Consider the following 16,766-nt stretch of genomic DNA (forward strand, 5'->3'; position numbering starts at 1 on the left):
CTCCCCTTCACGTTTGTTAGCCTTGCCCTTGCCAGAACGTACACGCCACGCAATGCCGGATGGTGACGCCTTATCAATCTTAATCAGCTTCGCAAGGGTTAGAGCCTCCTGCAATGTAGTCTCTCTCTGGCGCATCTGGCCTCTCTCCTATTCGGTTCTCGATATATTCAACGATGGTTCTGTACTCAGGGTCTTGCATGTACCGCCGGTGCTGCGTTGTATCGGGCTGTAGGTACTGCGAGCGGCCTGAGCCTTCAGGCTGAAGCAGCACGCCCCGCTGTAGCTTCCAGCCACCACAAACGACTTCCAGCTTCAACAGCTCGCCTTTGAACCAGTCAAGATACTGCTTGCGCTGCACACGCTCCTGATATCGCTCTGAGGCTTCCTCATCACGCTTGTACGTCATCATCCCGCTATGAATGCACTCAGGCTCGATGATCACGAATACCTGCTTAGAACGCTGCACAGCGCAAGCACGGCACGCTAAGTTTCTCGTGTACTGCTGAACACCCCCGCAACGAGGACACGCCCAATCACCGGCTATGAAGGATTTCTCCCCCGCCATGATTGCGCTGTGCCGTTGCGGATTATGCTGAAGGATGTGAAGTAATCGAGGCTGGTACTCTGGATAGCCCAAGCGCATAAGCTGTAACTCGCGGTTGGTAGGGTGCTTACCGTTGCCTAAAGGTGGGATTGGCCCCTTACGCCAACTCATCTGCGAATACCTTGCTTACCATTTGTGGGCGTCTGCGCTGTAGCAAAACATCAATCTTGCGCTGCTCATCGCGGGCCTGTACCAGCTCTGACCGGATGTTATCGCTACACTGGATAGTTACCCAGCCTGTTGTACCCCCGCTCTGCTGGGCTACATCGTTCCACCAACTAAGCGTCCAGCCACCATCACGGAACTGCACCGCAACAGAGTTACCGGCTTCTTTCGGTTCAATACTGGCGGTTACGCTGTGGCTACCGGGAACCATAGCCATTGCATCGGCTTTAGCTTTCCAGTCTGTGTCTACAATCAGGAACTGCACATCCTGCCCGGCCATATTCTTAGCAATGTTCATACGCCCAGCCTGAGCATTTTCACGGATTAGCTGAATCTCTTCCGGACAGAACTGTTCCCGCATTTTCTGCGTGAGCATGTACGCGGTGAGGGATTTGACCAGCTCTGCTCCTCGGTCATCTGCCTGCGACGCTTCACGAGCGATACGCTGCTGATTCAGAGCATTGCCTTTACTTCGGATACTAAGGTTCACCAGCTTAACGAGGAACCCGCGTAATAACAGGTCTACGTCTTTATCACTGGCAATCTGTACATCGCGGAATGCATCATCCATGCGGCTTAGAATCGTTCCGTAGTGCGTCTGCAAGTAGAATCCGGCCTTTGATGCGTCGGGTTGATACTGCTGGATAGCTGGCAGGTCAGCGCGCTCTGTGGCTACCTGTATAGCATCAAGAAGGGCTTTAGCCTTAGAAGTAAGGCAATCAATTGGGACATTCTGTAGAACGCGCTGAGGGGCTTCCTGCTGCGCCTGCTGGGCGTGTGCTGCTGCTTGAGCCTGAACAGGTGAGGTCAGGATAATTGATTCAGTCATACTGTTTCTCCAGTGTAATTAATAGGTCATGGTCTAATTAATAAGGTATTAATCATCGATGGCGGTGCGGGCTATATCGAGCATTCGCTGTCCGTCGCCGGGTGCGTACCCGTCCTGTTCCTGAAGTGAGCCAGACTTCGCATACACGGCAATCAGGCGGGTGTCTGCTGCTGTAAGTTCTTTATCAGCGGTCATGCTGTCCAGCTCTGCGGTGAGGCGTGCACGCTGCGGCCCACGTGCTGTACGCAGCTCGCGTGCAATGTCATGGAACCGACTCCGCTCCGCATGGCTGAAGCTGGTCTTCTTCGATTGCTGGCTTTTGTAATCATGTATCGGGTTGTACTGACCGGTGCGGTTACTGCGGAATGTGCTGTTGAAATTACTCATACTTTCTCCTTAAAGATTCTGTTTCCGGGCATCAGTGAAATTAGAAATACAGCCCCGTGTCGTGATTGACCGGCACTAGCGGGGCTATATTGGGCTATCAGCCTGTTGTATAAGGCGACCAAACCTTTGCAGGCTGCCGTCACTGGACTTGCTCGGGGAATTAATCTGGTGGGGTTACTACAGTTATTACTCGGTGAGGATAATGCGGACCAAGGTATATATATATATTTATATATAAGACTTTTGTGTAGTTTGGGTGGGTGCAAGTGCACCCAGTTTGCACCCAGTTAGCGATTGCGTCTTAACCATGACTTAACGGTGTTAACAGATACACCCAAAGCCGTTGCAATCTCTTGCTGACGTTTACCTGCATCACGCATAGAAAGGGCTTGTTCCGGTAAAGATACGCCAGTTTCCACGGACATAAGACGCGCCTCTAATTCGGCTACTCGGCGCGCTAGGTCTGCATTAGCGGCTTCACCAGCCTGCAAACGTTGCTCGTGGTCATTCAGTTTTCGAACAACCATAGCGGCATTCTGTAGGCTCATTAATCCACTCGACAGGGTGTCAGCATCCATACGGATAGGGTTTCCCTGTTGCTGCGCGGTGACAATCGCGGGGTGTCCTGCGTTAGCCTTCATAGCCTTCTTCATGCGTTTACGCTGCTGTGGTCGATTCATCACAGGTTTAACATCCTTACCGGGTAGTAGGTCGCGAACAATCTGCACTGATGGAGTGATTTCACCAGTGTGATAAACATCAAGTGATGTCTTAACTGCGCGGGTCACTTGCGTTTGATTTAGGCTAATACGATTCGGGTTCTGCATAGCTATACGGCGTATAACGCTTTCAGCTCGTAGCTTGTCAGCAATAGCTAATTGCATGGTATTACCGCTTTGCGCCTTGAATCGTTGATACAGCTCGTTAGTACTGGGTGCTGCCAGCTCATTCATTGATGGTATGTGTCCCGCTTTCCATGCTTTCCAATTCATAGCCTGCAATCGGTTTAGGTCTGCTGGCACGTCCGGGAACTGGTCTGGCAGGGTAGTGCAATCAATCATTGTTATCTCCTTATGGTTGGATTCTGAAGGGCTGCTACCAATGGGATTACTCAGCTTGTAATAGTCATCTGAGTACTCTCTAACTGGTTCGCTTATCTCTCTCCTTACAAGTGTCCATCTAATTAACCATCCATAACGGAAAGGATTTATCAGGTGCTCACTGCCTAGGCTTTCTCTCTCCTACAAGCGTCCAACTAATTAACCATTACTCAATTCCTTCTTAATCCTAAACACTGTAGCTCTGCCGCATCCAGCCACTTTCGCTACTTCATCTGGCTTAAGTCCACGCTGTAACAGCTCCTGCACCTTCTCTCGCAGCTCGGTATCCTTCGGCTTGCCTTTAAACACTCCAGCCTCTTTAGCTATCGCTATGCCCTCTGATTGACGCTGGCGTATGAATGAGCGCTCCAGCTCACCGACTGCGCCCAGCATCGTTATCATGAATCGGCTGGTAGGGTTATCAGTGAAATCCATGCGGTTATCAATGAAGTGCACTGTCACGCCCTTCGCTAGCAAGCCGTCGAGTATCTCCAACAAGTCACGGGTGTTACGAGCTAACCGGTCAACGCTCTTAACGTACACTGCATCACCGGCACGTACGCGCTGTAACAACACCTGTAGCTGTGGTCTGTCCGCGTTCTTACCCGATACCCTGTCTATCAACAGCTCATCGCACACCGGCTTCAATGCATCCTCCTGACGTGCTGTGTTCTGCTCTTTGGTGCTTACCCTTGCGTATCCGAATCTCATCGCTGAACCCTCATGCATCAGTGAAGTATCAATAAAGTGACACTAACGGTATTGTATCAATTAAGTTATGTCAATTCATTATTGATACTACAATGCCGTGTTAAGCTCGGTATCACTCTTGTGTACTCAATTGAGACAGAGCCTTGCGCGGTGAGATAGGCGCTGTGTTGCATAGAATCTCATGCGCTGCGCATCACACCGCGCCAGCACAGGCAGTGATACACGGCTGCACTTTCATTCGGACAGTAGGTTGTCGCAGGGTGTACGGGGGAAAAGACGTTGTATGATTCAGGGGGAGGCACTCGGGTGAGCCTAATAAAAATCTGTTGTCGGTTTTTAGCTGCGTATACGAGGAAAGGCATTATAAGCTTTGTAACACCATGCAGAACGTTCTTTAAATACCGGTAGCAGATTATAATTTTCAAAGTTAATGATGGGTTAAGGTAGATTTACATCACTTAGCGATTTGTGTACTCAGAATATTACATTTAACTCAATCGATTGTAGATTAAGGCACGACCTTGTAGCGTTTCTGAAGGTTAGGGAAATTTTGAATTTTCAAAAATCAATAAAATGAGCAGCATACTCGCGCTGGATTCAGAGAGTGAAAAAAGCGCTGAGCGGTTGACAGTAACTGCACGCCTTACCGGGTGCGGAGTTAGGATTTTAACAAGCCCCATATGGCGGTTTTTTGTGAAAATCAACTCTTGTGCTGATTAAAATGCTGGCTAATATATTCACCATGTAGTGCCACAAAGCAAAAGACACTACATGTTGTTCTTATGCTGTTTGTAGTACATAAAACCGGGAACACTCTTGTGACCCGGTTCTCTGGGCATAACCAACATGATTTTGTAGACTCAAACGTCAGTCACCCTTTCCTGCATTCCAACAGTGTGATTGTTGCCTAGCTTGCTTGGTTATGTAAACCGATAGAAGTAGTCAAAAGGAACGTTCAATGCTTATTCAGAAAAAGCGTATTCGTAATATTGATAACTACATAGCCAACTTCGATGGCAGAGAAATCTACATTGCCCACCCGTTACCAGATCCCAAGAAAGCTGAATCGATAGGTTTCTCAAGTAACAGGGAGTTAGGTGAAGAAGTTCTACCTAAAGTTATTGGGCCGATCACAAGATTCAATTCAATTGGTAAATCGGTTCCTGATAAAAAAGCACCAAAAGAAACAGCCTATCGACAAATATCTTGGACGCGAAAACAATGGGTCGGAGGTGGCGATACTCAAGAGATAACAGACACTCGCGAAATTGAATATAAGCGATATAAAAGGATTATCACGCCACCACCAAGCATAGAGCTTAAGATTGTTGAAAATTTGCAAGGAGAGAAATTGGTAATTTCTCCAAAACTAACTTTGTCTGATAATAATAAAGAGCTGGTTACACACTGCGTAAATCTTTTTCTTGAAATTTTTAGTTTATGTGAGCCTGTTGATGATCAACTCAACACGATTATCAAAAGTAAGTCGATAAAACTCAACTGGAACTTGCTACCGCAAGGTCAACATCCTTGGGGCAAGATTGGAACTCAAATCATTTCAGCCATAAACATTCGAAGTAAGTCTAATGCAGCCGTAGTTGAAGGCAGACTCGAACTAATTAATGGCAGGAAACCTGATTTTGTAGCAGTTGGTAACGCAGGATTTCAAGGCTACGTTGTATTTGGGTTTACCAAGCACAATGTTTTTGTTTTGGAAAGCTCTCAATGTAACAATGCTACCTACATCTTTGATAGTGATTGGCCACAGTTGTCACAACTCAGTAAAGCTGAAATATTGGATGCTAATCTGCATAAAGGAAGAGTCATTCATAAAAACTCGTGGCAAGCCGAAATTGTAAAATTCTTGCCATAGCTACTTTACGGCGCGGGAGAAATATCCGCGCTATTTTCATTTCTTCATCTTTTCTAAAGGTAGTAGAAGCCATAAAGCCCCGTTGGTAGTACTAGCAACAAGCGGAGCATAGCGACTTCATCATCTGTCTAGAGTGCTCACAATAACATCAGGATAACCGTATACTCTTGGTGGCGTGACAAATGAATCATGATGATTTTGATTGGGTTTAAAGATTAGAAGTATCTTTGGCAACTCTACTATTTGGTATGTAACGAATTACAGTTTGAGCCATGACCCCAGAGATGATCATTTTACTTAGCTCAACAGTGGTTGAAGGAAGCTTCCAGGTAACACTGTCTGCATTAGCAAATTCAGGTTTTCCATATTTCTGAGTTAACAGCTGGTTCAACGTGTTAAACTGGCGAACAATGATTCCTTCATTCATCTGTTCAACACTGGTTACATTCGTCTGCACTAAACGATCTGAATCATCAAAAAGGAAGTTAACGTTATAAAGCCCGCTGCCAATATCTACCTTATCGATTCGAACCTTACCAACACTACCTTTGTATTTTTCAGGTGCTATAAGATGTGCCCCGTTTCCTTGCGCCGCTACTACCTCTGAAGGTCTCATATCCCATTTGGTATTACCATATCCATCACCACCCGCATACGTCCACACAGGCACAATAAGAAAAGCTGCTGCTATCATGATTTTATTCATTTCGCTTCCTAACGGTTTGTCGATTTAGGAAACATCTTAAAACTTAGTCAGCAGAAATCAAGGCATAGGAAACCTAATGCGCCGTGATGGGGTATAAACCGATCAGCGCCGTAGGCATCATCTGTGTTCTACTTTCACTCATTCTCTTATCAGGTAGCCGTTATAGTCCGGAGGCTGAAGCCGTGGCAGAGCCAGATACTTTCCCGATCTGGTTAGGATGCCCATCTATCGCCTGTTTATTCCCTGTGCTGTCTCACGACATGGCATAACGGAACACCGCGCAAAGTGTGGAACGTATGAAAGTTTTGGGATGGTTTAGAGACGCGGGCAACGTCATAGCTGTTCAAGTTAAGAAACTGTACGTGTTTGAAGCTTGGAACGACACGCCGCTATGAGTTAACATCCCAATTGCCACTATCAACTTAAGCGGCTTTTTTACGGGATACTTTACGAGCAATCATCACATACATATGAGGCAGAATTTTCTATTTAACTCATTGATATGTAATGATTTTAATGAATGGTGCCGAAGGCCGGACTCGAACCGGCACGTATTTCTACGGTTGATTTTGAATCAACTGCGTCTACCGATTTCGCCACTTCGGCACTGAAGAGGATGCGGAAAACGTGGGCGATTATACCGTTACGCGCTTGCGGCGCAACCGGAATCGATGGGGATGTGCGCTAAGCGTCGAAAAAAGCAGCGCTGCCAAAAACGCTGCGCAAAACCCCGGCAGTCGCCTCCGGAACACTCCCAAACTCGCGCGCGGCGGCCACTTCTCCGGAACTTTCTGCCGCCACATGCCTCTTAACCACAACTGACGCAGTCAGACGTATAAGCACAACGAGGTTGAGATGAAAAAAGCAACACAACGGTTAGTTTGGGGATGGGGTATCGCGGCGGCACTGGTGGCCGGTAGCGCATCGGCGGCGAGCTGGCAGGATCAGCTGAGCAGCGCCGCATCGCAGCTGTCGCAGCAGAACAGCGGCAACACCGCCACCAGCAACACGCAGAACGGCGGACTGTCGCTCTCTTCGCTCAGCGGCCTGCTGAACGGCGGCGATAAAGCGGTGAGCGCCAACAGCATGACCAACGCCGCCGGCGTGATGGAATATTGCGTGCAGCACAACGTGGTGGATAACAATGTGAAGTCGGTGAAAGATCAGGTGCTGAATAAGCTGGGCCTGAGCAGCACCACCGCGCAGCAGCAGAAAACCGATTACCAGCAGGGGATTCAGGGCCTGCTGAACACCGGCAACGGTCAGCAGCTGAATCTGCAGAGCCTGAGCAACTCGCCGATGGGTGAGAAGCTGAAAACCAAAGCCTGCGATGTGGTGCTGAAGCAGGGCAAAAAATACATCGGCATGTGATTCCTTCACGCGGGTTCAGGGGCCGCCTTCCTGCCGTCTGAATCGCCGCTCACCTTATGCCAGCCGGCGCGGGCTGTCCCCCGCGCCCTCTTCTCCTCACGTTGCCGCTAAGCGCTCAATAACGTCCGCGTCGCATCCGCCACGCGCGCCAGCAGCGCCCTCGCCTGTTCAAACGACTGAATATTGGTGTAGCCAATCACCAGGCCATAGCGCTTTTGCGTCTGCGCGTACCAGCCCGACAGCGGCCGCACGTATAGCGCCTGCTGCGCCCACAGCGTCGCCAGCGCCACATCCTGCGTGCCGCGCCGCAGAAAGGCCACGATGTGCATACCGCCGTCGGTCAGCTCAAAGGTAAACAGCCCCGGAAAGCAGGCTTCGATGGCCTCCAGCATCATGCGGCGGCGCTGCTGATAGAGAATGCGCATCTTTTTGATATGGCGATAAAAATGCCCTTCGCTGAGAAACTGCGCGAGGATTTTCTGCGGCAGCAGCGGCAGGCCGGTTTCCAGAATCTCGCCCAGCTCGCCGAACTGCGCCAGCGTGTGCTGCGGCATCACCAGATAGCCGATGCGCATCGCCGGCATCATGGTTTTGCTGAAGGTGCCGGTGTAAATCACCCGGTCGTGCACATCCAGGCTTTTCAGCGCCGGAATCACCTTACGCGTGTAGTGAAATTCGCCGTCGTAATCATCCTCAATGATCCAGCTGTCATGCTGCTGCGCCCACGCCAGCAGCTGATGCTTGCGCGGCAGCGACAGACTCACCGCCAGCGGGCTCTGGTGCGTTGGCGTTACCACCGCAAAGCGCGCGTCGGCGTGATAGCGCAGCAGATAATCCACGTCCACGCCCTGCCCGTCCACCGGCACATAGTGCAGGTTGGGTGCGATGCGCTTAAGCAGCTGCTGGCCGAAGAAGTAGCCGGGATCTTCGAACAGCACTTTGTCGCCCGGCTGCGCCAGCACCGCCAGAATCAGCCGCAGATTGGCACGGTAGCCGCTGGTGATAAAGATCTGCTCCGGCTGGCAGGTGAGGCCGCGCGAAATGTTCAGGTAGCTGGCGATGGCCGCCCGCAGCGGCGCATATCCCATCACCGGCGGTATCATCATCTCGTCCGGCCGCAGGCTGCGCGCCGCTTTCGCCGACAACAGCCGCCACTTTTTGTGCGGAAACTCGTCCAGCGCCGGGATGCCGAGCCGCAGCTCGCCTTTGCCCTCGGTCACCGGCAGCAGCGCGGGCATCATCGCCGGTGCGCGCGTTGGCGTAGCTGCGCTCGCCAGCTTCAGCTGCGGATTGACGCGCGTGCCCTTCGCGCCCTGGCTGACAAAATAGCCTTCGCCGATGAGGATTTCATAGGCGGCCTCCACCGTTTTACGCGCCACCTGCAGCTCGCCCGCCAGCACGCGGATCGCCGGTACGCGGTCGCCCGGCCGGAGCTGTCCGGCAAGAATCTGCTGCCGGAAGCGCTGGTAAATCTCTTTGTAACCCACGCGTCACTCCTTCCTCAGCCACTGCGCTATGTCCTACCTGTTTTCACGCGTAATGGCCCTGTTCGCTCAGACATAGCAGTTTAAGATGCAGGCATTCCCCCCGCAATACGGATGACAGCCATGAAGATTGTGCATTACGCCACCGCAGAACAACTCGCGCGCTGCTACCCGCTGATGCGTGCGCTGCGCGGGCGGCTGGCGGATGAGGCACAGTTTATCGCCCAGGCGCAGCGTCAGCAGACGCAGGGTTATCGCCTCGCCGGTATCGAACATCAGGGACAGCCAGCGGTACTGGCCGGTTATCGCCTGCTGGAGAATTTTATCCACGGCAGCTTCTGCTACGTCGATGACCTGGTGAGCGATCCCGCGCTGCGCGGTCAGGGCTTCGGCGCCGCACTGCTCGACGGCTTAGCGGTGCTGGCGCGTGAGTACGGCTGCCACCGTATGGTGCTGGATACCGCAATCAGTAATACCCGGGCGCAGGCGTTTTATCAGCGCTGCGGCTATCAGGCGCTCGGCCTGCATTTTTATCGCTCTATCGTATGAGGAACCACTGCATGAATGTGCTGCACATTAAAGTCAGCCCGGATCTGGCGGGATCGGTGTCGCGCATCGCCTCGGCGCGTCTGATCGAAAAGCTGCGCAGCCGCCATCACGATCTGCACGAGACGGTGCTGGATCTGGCGCAACAGCCGCTGCCGCATCTGGATGCCTTCACCATCAGGGCTTTTTTTACCCCACCGGAGGCGCGTGATGAAGCGCAGCGTAACGCCATTCGCACCTCGGAACGGCTGGTGGATCAGCTGTTTGCCTGCGACACCCTGGTTATCTCATCGCCGATGTGGAACCTCGGGCTGCCGTCGGTGCTGAAAGCCTGGTTCGACCATATTACCCGCGCCGGCCGCACCTTCGCCTTTACCCCCGAAGGCACCAAAATCGGGCTGGTGAGCGACAGGAAAGTTTACTGCGTGATGGCCAGCGGCAGCGTGTTTGCCCACGGGCCCTTTATGCAGGATGACCAGTTCACGCCGTACGTGCGCGCGGCGCTGGCGTACATCGGCATCAGCGATGTGCAGTTTATCCGCGTCGACGGCACGCACGACCCGCTCAGCCGTGCCCGCGCGTTACCCGAAGCACTCGAAACCATTGAACGTCTGTTCTGACGGAGGAAAATCATGACTCAACGCGTAAACCATTTTAAAACCACCCCGGCGCTGGCCAAAGCGATGTCGGATTTGTCGAATAGCGTCGCCAGCACGTCGCTGGAGAAGTCGCTCAGGCATCTGGTGGATATCCGCGCCTCGCAGCTCAACCACTGCGCGTTCTGCCTCGATATGCACATCAAGCAGGCGGCGATTGACGGCGAGCACGAGCTGCGGCTGCACCATGTGGCGATCTGGCGTGAATCGCCGCTGTTCAGCGCGCGCGAGAAAACCGCCTTTGCCCTGACCGAAGCGCTGACGCGCATTGGCGAGCACGGCGTTGACGAGGCGCTGTACGGCGAGCTGCGCGCGCACTTCTCCGAGGTGGAGATCAGCGAGCTGACCTTTAAGATCGCGGTGATCAATACCTGGAACCGGCTGATGATCCTGTCGCAGATGACACCCGGCGCGCTCGACAGCGCTTACGGGCTGGATCGTGCTGATTTGCGGTAATTTTTATCGCCAGTGGCTGCGGCTGCTGGCGATAGCATGTTTTTCTGCGCGCCCTGACGCTATAGTGAGGTTTTGCACCACACAGGACACCGCGCATGAAAGGCATCAACATTGCGATTTACTTCGATCCCGACCTGATTCGCATCTGCGTTCACCAGCCGGATGACAGCTACCTCAGCCAGACGTTTCATTACGCCGACAGCGTGATTGAGGAGATTTATCAGTGGCTGGAGCAGTTCACGCCGGGTCGCACCCACATTTGCCTGATTGAGCACGACACCGCCGATATCCTCGCCGATGAGCTGGTGGACAATGGTTATCACGTGCATCAGGTGAGCCAGCATGCGCTGCTCAGCTGGTTCGCCAGTGAACCACCCGCCACGCCGGACGGCTCGCCGGTGCGCGCGCTGCTGCGCTATCTGGAGAACGAGAAGCCGGCAGAGTATCAGTCACGCACGCCGCAGATTGAAGCGCTGATGGAGTTGCTGGATGAGCTGGACGATCTGGAAGGCGTGGAGAGCGAGGAAGATGAGGATAACCTGCCGGATAACGTGCTGCGCCTGATGAAGCAGAAGAAAATCAGCGCCAGCGACGCCGCCCAGCGCCTGTTGCCAGACGTGAATGAACGCATTCGCGAGCATTTGATTCATTATCCCGAGCTGATGACGCCGGATTTGCTGGAAGATTTTTTCCCCGAGCTGCTGGAAGCGATGGAAACGCCGAAGCATTGATGCTGTCCAGGTGCGCATAAATGCGCACCCTACGAAAAAACCGGTGTACAGGGTACTGTAGGGTCGCCATTCATGGCGACCGTTGCGCTGGCAGCTGCGCGCATAAATGCGCACCCTACGAAAAAAACGGTGCACAGGATACTGTAGGGTCGCCATTCATGGCGACCGTTGCGCTGGCAGCTGCGCGCCTGATATTAACCAGGGAATAAATCATGCTGGAACTGTTCAAAGCCATCGGGCTCGGCCTGGTGGTGATTTTGCCGCTTGCTAACCCGTTAACCACCGTGGCGCTGTTTCTCGGCCTCGCGGGTGACATGAACTTTCAGGAACGCAATCGCCAGGCGCTGCAGGCGTCAATCTACGTGTTCCTGATTATGATGGTCGCCTGGTACGCCGGTAACGCGGTGCTGCACACCTTTGGCATCTCCATTCCCGGTCTGCGCATGGCCGGCGGGCTGATTGTCGCCTTTATTGGCTTTCGCATGCTGTTCCCCGCCAAACCGGTCGGGCATTCGGTTGAGGCCAAACACAAGCTGGATGAACTCGACGCCAGCGACGATCCGCGCGAAACGGTGAATATCGCCTTTGTGCCGCTGGCGATGCCGAGCACCGCCGGACCGGGCACCATCGCGATGATCATCAGTTCGGCCTCGACGGTGAAAGCCGGCGTCGATTTCCCCGCGTGGGTGGTGGCCATCGCGCCGGTGCTGACGTTCCTGGCGGTGGCAGTGATTTTATGGATTTCGCTGCGCAGCTCCGGCGCCATCATGAAGCTGGTCGGCAAAGGCGGCATCGAAGCGATTTCGCGCCTGATGGGCTTTTTACTGGTGTGTATGGGCGTGCAGTTTGTCATCAACGGCGTGCTGGAAGTGGCGCACACCTTTCATTAAACAATAAAAAATCGCACCGTACGCTAGCGGCGCGATTCATCGCGCAATGCCCGCCATCACGTGACGCCGGGCATTGCCATCAGGACAGCGCGATAAGTCGCGCCGCTACGTTTTAGTGCAGCGTTTTCCGCACATCCGCCACCTGTTCTTTCGTCACTGCCGGCGCGTGGTTGCTCCAGCCCTGACGAATAAAGGTGGCCAGCTGCGCCACTTCATCATCGGTCAGACGATACGCAAACGGCGGCATCGCCAGCGTCGACGGCGCTTTCTCCGTTGAGGGCTGCTGCGCACCGGCCAGAATGGTGTGAATCAACCCGCTGGGATCCTGCGCATTAACGATAGTGGCCTGATCCAATTCCGGGAAGATCCCCGGTGCGCCTTTGCCGGTGACAAAGTGACAGGCACCGCAGTTGTCGAGATACAGACGCTCGCCTTCGCTTAGATTCTTCGCCGCCGTCAGCTTCGCTTCGGTCTTCTGCTGCGCCTGCACGTCATACGCCTGCAGCGGCGGATTGCCGCCGAGGAACTTCAGGTAAGCGGCAATCGCCTGCAGATCGGCATCCGTCATATGCGAGCTGGAGTGCTCCACCACTGACGTCATCTCGCCGCCCACCGCGGCTTTATCGTTACGTCCGGTTTGCAGATAATCGACAATCTCCTGCTCGCTCCAGCGTGGCACACCGCGCAGCGACGGCACCTCCCAGTTATTCAGGCTGCCGCCGGCGAGGAAGCGATCGTCGCTGCTGTCCAGCGCCTTCTCGTTCATGCCGATGCCGCGCGGCGTGTGGCAGCTGCCGCAGTGGCCGAGGCTTTCCACGATGTAAGCACCGCGATTAACCTCCGCTGACGCACCGCCAATCGGCTGGAACGGCTTGTCCGAAGTAAACGCCCAGTTCCAGAAACGCATGCCCCAGCGCTGGCTGAACGGGAAGCTCAGCTTTGTTTCCGGCGGCTGCGCGCTGTCCGGCTTCACGCCCTGCATGAAGTAGACGTACAGCGCGTGTAGGTCTTCATCGCTGATTTTGGCGTAATCCGGGTACGGCATCGCCGGGTAAAGACGCGAGCCGTCCGGCAGCACGCCTTTGCGCACCGCATCCGAGAACTGCTGCTCGCTGTAGTTGCCGATACCGTGCTGTTTATCCGGCGTGATGTTGGTGGAGTAAATGGTGCCGAGGTTCGACTCAATCGCCAGCCCGCCGGCATAATCCGCTTTGCCGGCCACGGTATGGCACGCCATACAGTCGCCAAGGCGCGCCAGATACTCGCCCTTTTTAATCAGTGATGCGTCATCTGCTGCCTGCGCCTGCGCCTGCACCGCACAGCTGCCCAGCAGCACCGCGTGAGCGATTAACAATGATTTTAATTTCATGTGCTTATGCCTGTACCAGTGGGCCGGGATTCTGCAAATAGTGCTCTTTAATAGCCTGCGCCGCCATCAGGGTAATCGCGCCGATGGTGTCGGTCGGGTTCGCCTGGAAGTTCTGCGGGAAGGCGTTACCGCCCGGCACAAACACGTTGTGCACATCCCAGCTTTGCAGGTACTTGTTCAGCGCCGAGGTTTTCGGGTTGTCGCCCATCACCGCGCCGCCCACGTTGTGGGTAGAGACGTATTTGGTCAGGTCAAAATCAGCGCCCATCGGCAGGAAGCTCATGCTCATGCTGTCCGGATTCAGCTCTTTGGCGATATCGCCAACGATGCCTTTCAGGTGCTGCTGCAGCTTGAGCTCGTTCTGTTTCCAGTTAAAGGTCATGCGCAGCAGCGGCTGACCGCGATGGTCGGTGTAGTGCGGATCCAGATCCAGATAGATATCGCGGTACGACTGGCAGGTAGTGGTAATACTGATCTTCATCGAATGGTTGTACCACTGCTCCAGCCCCTCTTTGTACCCCATGCCCCAGCTCGGTGTGCCTTTCGGCAGCGCGGTGCCAATCGGCGTACCGGTTGCCTGCGAACTGTGGATTTTGGCGCCGCCCAGGAAGCCAAGTCCCGGACCGTCGAAGTTGCCGGGCGAGATGTCATTAAACATCTGACCGGTCGCGCCAGCGGTGGCGAAGGCGTTGAAGTTTTTGTCTTTGAAGAACAGCGTGGCGCCGCCGTTGGAGAGAAACGCATAGTTACGCCCGACGACGCCCTCCTCGGTGATCGGGTTGTAAGGCTTACCGATGCCGGACAGCAGCATCAGGCGCACGTTGTACAGCTGGAAGCTGGAGAGCACTACAATCTTCGCCGGCTGGAACACTTCGTTGCCGTCGACATCGAAATAGAGCACTCCCTTCGCGGTTTTGCCGTCGTCGTGCAGCACCACTTTGTACACTTCCGCGTGCACTTCATAGGAGAAGTTCGGCATGCGCTTCAGCGCGTCCATCACCGCCGTCTGCGGCGAGGCTTTTGAATAGTTCAGGCACGGATATTTCGAGCAGTAGCCGCAGTAGTTGCAGGGAGCGATCTGGTTGCCGTACGGGTTTTTCCACGCGCGCGAGACGCAGGCTGAGGGGTTCGGGAACGGGTGATAGCCCAGCTTCTTCGCCGCCTCTTTGAACATCACGTTGTTCAGCGTATCGTCCAGCGCCGGTAGCGGATACGGCTCAGAACGCGGGCCTTCAAACGGATCGCCGCCTTCCAGAATTTGCCCGCGCAGGTTGCCGGTGGTGCCCGACTGGCCGCAAATCAGCTCAAACTTGTAGAAATACGGCTCGATCTCATCCCAGGTGAACGGGAAGTCCATCACGCGCATGTCATCCTGCAGGATGCCGGGCTTATAGGCCTGATCGACATAGGTTTTCAGTTTGATATCGGTGGGCGTGGGACGAATCAGTACCGCCGTCCAGTGCATGCCCGCGCCGCCGACGCCGGTACCCGGGGCAAATGCGCCCCATTTGCGGGTTGGCAGCGCCGTCTGGTCCATGTTGTAACGCACGGTGACCGCCACTTCTTTTGGCGTGGCGAACACTTTGTTGCGCACGTTATAGGCGTACTCATCGGCCGGTTTCGGGTAAGCGAAATCCGGGTAGTCGCGCTCGCCGCCGCGCTCAAGGGCGCGCACGTCCAGACCGGCCATCGCCAGCTCGATGCTCATCAGCGAGCCGGCCCAGCCGAGGCCGCACACCACGACGTCGACTTCTTTCTTTGTAATCTGTGCCATGTTTTTCTGTCTCACATACCAAATACGGGGATTCAGGCGCGTTCGCCCATCAGGCTGACCGGTCCGAGCGGATACGGCACGTTGTGCTGCTTCACCCACTCGGTGAAGCTGGCGCGTGCCCCCGGGAAGCCGATGGCGATCCAGGCTTTCATGCCTTTGTTGCCGCCGTACATCGGGTCAGCGAGGTAGCCGTGTTTGGTATCGGAAAGCAGCTGGCTGAAGAACTGCGAGGCTTTCAGGTTTGGTTCGCCCAGCGCGGCGAAGTCGATACCGTCGTTTTTATTCACTTTGGTCAGCACCGCGTCTTTCTCTGCCAGCGTCAGCTGAGAGAACGCTTTGTGGTAGGTGCTCTGCGTCCACTGCTCCACCAGTTTGATGCCGGTGCGATACATCTGCTGCGGCGTGAACGGGATCTGATAGCCCATGGTGGCGGGCGCGTGCACGTCAAACGGCCCCTGCAGGTAGATCTCTGCGCCGAACTCCGGGCTGTGCAACTGCTGGTCAATGAAGATTGGCACGTTGGTTTCCAGCGCACCTGGCGCTTTGCCGTTGCCACCGGCGGGGATCAGGCGATCGGTCGCGGCCAGAATAAATTGCCACTCCTCAGCGCTAAAAAAGATCGGTTTATAGTCGGCAAGGTCCGGTGCTGCCATTTCCGCAGCCTGGGCTGCAGTCAGTCCTTTTAAAACCAGGTCGCTTAATGGCAAAGCCAGCAACGACCCAAGTAAAAACTTACGTCTGGTGGTCGGTTTTTCTAAAAGCATGGCGCGACGACTCTCACTTGCTAAGAAAGGGAATTATTTTTGTTAATAGATTTATAAATCGGCAAACAAGCTGGCAATCTTATGGATACAGATATTTCAGGATGTAAGCATTAAATTATAAATGTGTTTTGATGAGAAACCATCAACCTGACGAAAAGTCGCCAGGCGCTGTGGACGCGCTTTCGCAGCGGGAATTGCGCTTTTAACCGTACAAATGCCAGGAGATTAGCGCCAGAGACTGGGCAAATGACTGAAACAAATCGGCGTGAGAAATAGTCGCTCAGCTTAATTAATCAGAAAAAATCATACTTCCATACCAGAGCTTATTCTTATCAATAACCGCTTATTGG

At 54.1% G+C, this 16,766-nt stretch carries 17 protein-coding genes and 1 tRNA gene; 7 read left to right on the forward strand and 11 right to left on the reverse strand.

The window, feature by feature from the left end:
* Window positions 1–79 precede the first annotated feature (79 nt).
* From C1Y42_RS23895 to C1Y42_RS13955, 5 genes are all read right to left on the reverse strand, one after another.
* Entirely contained in the window at window positions 80–442 is a 363-nt protein-coding gene (locus C1Y42_RS23895) for a hypothetical protein (protein ID WP_233210725.1), read from the reverse strand.
* A gap of 259 nt (window positions 443–701) precedes the next feature.
* On the reverse strand, window positions 702–1,598 hold the full coding sequence (locus C1Y42_RS13940; RefSeq protein ID WP_104093761.1) for a hypothetical protein: 897 nt from the start codon (window positions 1,596–1,598) through the stop codon (window positions 702–704).
* A gap of 48 nt (window positions 1,599–1,646) precedes the next feature.
* Window positions 1,647–1,985 carry a hypothetical protein gene (locus C1Y42_RS13945; protein ID WP_104093762.1) on the reverse strand — a complete coding sequence of 113 codons (339 nt, stop codon included), beginning with the start codon at window positions 1,983–1,985 and terminating at the stop codon, window positions 1,647–1,649.
* Window positions 1,986–2,272: 287 nt separating this feature from the next.
* Window positions 2,273–3,046, reverse strand: coding sequence for a helix-turn-helix domain-containing protein (locus C1Y42_RS13950; protein WP_104093763.1), 774 nt, complete (start codon window positions 3,044–3,046; stop codon window positions 2,273–2,275).
* Window positions 3,047–3,244: 198 nt separating this feature from the next.
* On the reverse strand, window positions 3,245–3,796 hold the full coding sequence (locus tag C1Y42_RS13955) for a recombinase family protein (RefSeq protein WP_104093764.1): 552 nt from the start codon (window positions 3,794–3,796) through the stop codon (window positions 3,245–3,247).
* 958 nt (window positions 3,797–4,754) lie between these two features.
* Here C1Y42_RS13955 and C1Y42_RS13960 point away from each other — a divergent pair.
* The gene (locus C1Y42_RS13960) at window positions 4,755–5,669 is read left to right on the forward strand and encodes a hypothetical protein (protein ID WP_104093765.1); all 915 of its coding nucleotides are present in this window, start codon (window positions 4,755–4,757) and stop codon (window positions 5,667–5,669) included.
* A gap of 208 nt (window positions 5,670–5,877) precedes the next feature.
* Here the strand turns inward: C1Y42_RS13960 and C1Y42_RS13965 are convergent, their stop codons facing one another.
* Window positions 5,878–6,375, reverse strand: a complete 498-nt coding sequence (locus tag C1Y42_RS13965) for a hypothetical protein (RefSeq protein WP_104093766.1) — start codon at window positions 6,373–6,375, stop codon at window positions 5,878–5,880.
* A gap of 521 nt (window positions 6,376–6,896) precedes the next feature.
* Window positions 6,897–6,981: transfer RNA gene (locus tag C1Y42_RS13970), tRNA-Leu, on the reverse strand.
* Between the two features lie 249 nt (window positions 6,982–7,230).
* On the opposite strand from C1Y42_RS13970, the gene C1Y42_RS13975 reads away from it, so the two are divergent.
* Window positions 7,231–7,746 carry a DUF2501 domain-containing protein gene (locus C1Y42_RS13975; RefSeq protein ID WP_104093767.1) on the forward strand — a complete coding sequence of 172 codons (516 nt, stop codon included), beginning with the start codon at window positions 7,231–7,233 and terminating at the stop codon, window positions 7,744–7,746.
* 107 nt (window positions 7,747–7,853) lie between these two features.
* Here the strand turns inward: C1Y42_RS13975 and C1Y42_RS13980 are convergent, their stop codons facing one another.
* On the reverse strand, window positions 7,854–9,233 hold the full coding sequence (locus C1Y42_RS13980; RefSeq protein WP_104093768.1) for a PLP-dependent aminotransferase family protein: 1,380 nt from the start codon (window positions 9,231–9,233) through the stop codon (window positions 7,854–7,856).
* 120 nt (window positions 9,234–9,353) lie between these two features.
* On the opposite strand from C1Y42_RS13980, the gene C1Y42_RS13985 reads away from it, so the two are divergent.
* The 5 genes from C1Y42_RS13985 (at window position 9,354) to C1Y42_RS14005 (ending at window position 12,509) form a co-directional block, all read left to right on the forward strand.
* A complete protein-coding gene (locus C1Y42_RS13985; RefSeq protein ID WP_104093769.1) occupies window positions 9,354–9,779 on the forward strand; it encodes a GNAT family N-acetyltransferase in 426 nt (141 codons plus the stop codon).
* Window positions 9,780–9,790: 11 nt separating this feature from the next.
* Window positions 9,791–10,396, forward strand: coding sequence for an FMN-dependent NADH-azoreductase (locus tag C1Y42_RS13990; RefSeq protein ID WP_104093770.1), 606 nt, complete (start codon window positions 9,791–9,793; stop codon window positions 10,394–10,396).
* 12 nt (window positions 10,397–10,408) lie between these two features.
* Window positions 10,409–10,888, forward strand: a complete 480-nt coding sequence (locus tag C1Y42_RS13995) for a carboxymuconolactone decarboxylase family protein (protein WP_104093771.1) — start codon at window positions 10,409–10,411, stop codon at window positions 10,886–10,888.
* Between the two features lie 95 nt (window positions 10,889–10,983).
* Window positions 10,984–11,619 carry a hypothetical protein gene (locus C1Y42_RS14000; protein ID WP_021506729.1) on the forward strand — a complete coding sequence of 212 codons (636 nt, stop codon included), beginning with the start codon at window positions 10,984–10,986 and terminating at the stop codon, window positions 11,617–11,619.
* A gap of 212 nt (window positions 11,620–11,831) precedes the next feature.
* A complete protein-coding gene (locus C1Y42_RS14005; protein ID WP_021506728.1) occupies window positions 11,832–12,509 on the forward strand; it encodes a MarC family NAAT transporter in 678 nt (225 codons plus the stop codon).
* Between the two features lie 112 nt (window positions 12,510–12,621).
* Here the strand turns inward: C1Y42_RS14005 and C1Y42_RS14010 are convergent, their stop codons facing one another.
* Genes C1Y42_RS14010 through C1Y42_RS14020 form a run of 3 tightly spaced genes read right to left on the reverse strand, consistent with a single transcriptional unit; the run spans window position 12,622 to window position 16,416 of the window.
* Window positions 12,622–13,878, reverse strand: a complete 1,257-nt coding sequence (locus tag C1Y42_RS14010; RefSeq protein WP_104093772.1) for a cytochrome c — start codon at window positions 13,876–13,878, stop codon at window positions 12,622–12,624.
* 4 nt (window positions 13,879–13,882) lie between these two features.
* On the reverse strand, window positions 13,883–15,652 hold the full coding sequence (locus C1Y42_RS14015; RefSeq protein WP_104093773.1) for a GMC family oxidoreductase: 1,770 nt from the start codon (window positions 15,650–15,652) through the stop codon (window positions 13,883–13,885).
* A gap of 32 nt (window positions 15,653–15,684) precedes the next feature.
* Window positions 15,685–16,416, reverse strand: coding sequence for a gluconate 2-dehydrogenase subunit 3 family protein (locus C1Y42_RS14020; RefSeq protein WP_031279537.1), 732 nt, complete (start codon window positions 16,414–16,416; stop codon window positions 15,685–15,687).
* Window positions 16,417–16,766: the final 350 nt, after the last annotated feature.

Source organism: Pantoea sp. ICBG 985 (genome assembly GCF_002928365.1).
Lineage (GTDB): Bacteria > Pseudomonadota > Gammaproteobacteria > Enterobacterales > Enterobacteriaceae > Pantoea > Pantoea dispersa.

Bases quoted from the DNA above. Each gene is read 5' to 3' on its own strand.
- C1Y42_RS13940 (WP_104093761.1), bottom strand. From the start codon at position 1,598: ATGACTGAATCAATTATCCTGACCTCACCTGTTCAGGCTCAAGCAGCA.
- C1Y42_RS13945 (WP_104093762.1), bottom strand. From the start codon at position 1,985: ATGAGTAATTTCAACAGCACATTCCGCAGTAACCGCACCGGTCAGTAC.
- C1Y42_RS13950 (WP_104093763.1), bottom strand. From the start codon at position 3,046: ATGATTGATTGCACTACCCTGCCAGACCAGTTCCCGGACGTGCCAGCA.
- C1Y42_RS13955 (WP_104093764.1), bottom strand. From the start codon at position 3,796: ATGAGATTCGGATACGCAAGGGTAAGCACCAAAGAGCAGAACACAGCA.
- C1Y42_RS13960 (WP_104093765.1), top strand. From the start codon at position 4,755: ATGCTTATTCAGAAAAAGCGTATTCGTAATATTGATAACTACATAGCC.
- C1Y42_RS13965 (WP_104093766.1), bottom strand. From the start codon at position 6,375: ATGAATAAAATCATGATAGCAGCAGCTTTTCTTATTGTGCCTGTGTGG.
- C1Y42_RS13975 (WP_104093767.1), top strand. From the start codon at position 7,231: ATGAAAAAAGCAACACAACGGTTAGTTTGGGGATGGGGTATCGCGGCG.
- C1Y42_RS13985 (WP_104093769.1), top strand. From the start codon at position 9,354: ATGAAGATTGTGCATTACGCCACCGCAGAACAACTCGCGCGCTGCTAC.
- C1Y42_RS13990 (WP_104093770.1), top strand. From the start codon at position 9,791: ATGAATGTGCTGCACATTAAAGTCAGCCCGGATCTGGCGGGATCGGTG.
- C1Y42_RS13995 (WP_104093771.1), top strand. From the start codon at position 10,409: ATGACTCAACGCGTAAACCATTTTAAAACCACCCCGGCGCTGGCCAAA.
- C1Y42_RS14000 (WP_021506729.1), top strand. From the start codon at position 10,984: ATGAAAGGCATCAACATTGCGATTTACTTCGATCCCGACCTGATTCGC.
- C1Y42_RS14005 (WP_021506728.1), top strand. From the start codon at position 11,832: ATGCTGGAACTGTTCAAAGCCATCGGGCTCGGCCTGGTGGTGATTTTG.
- C1Y42_RS14010 (WP_104093772.1), bottom strand. From the start codon at position 13,878: ATGAAATTAAAATCATTGTTAATCGCTCACGCGGTGCTGCTGGGCAGC.
- C1Y42_RS14015 (WP_104093773.1), bottom strand. From the start codon at position 15,652: ATGGCACAGATTACAAAGAAAGAAGTCGACGTCGTGGTGTGCGGCCTC.
- C1Y42_RS14020 (WP_031279537.1), bottom strand. From the start codon at position 16,416: ATGCTTTTAGAAAAACCGACCACCAGACGTAAGTTTTTACTTGGGTCG.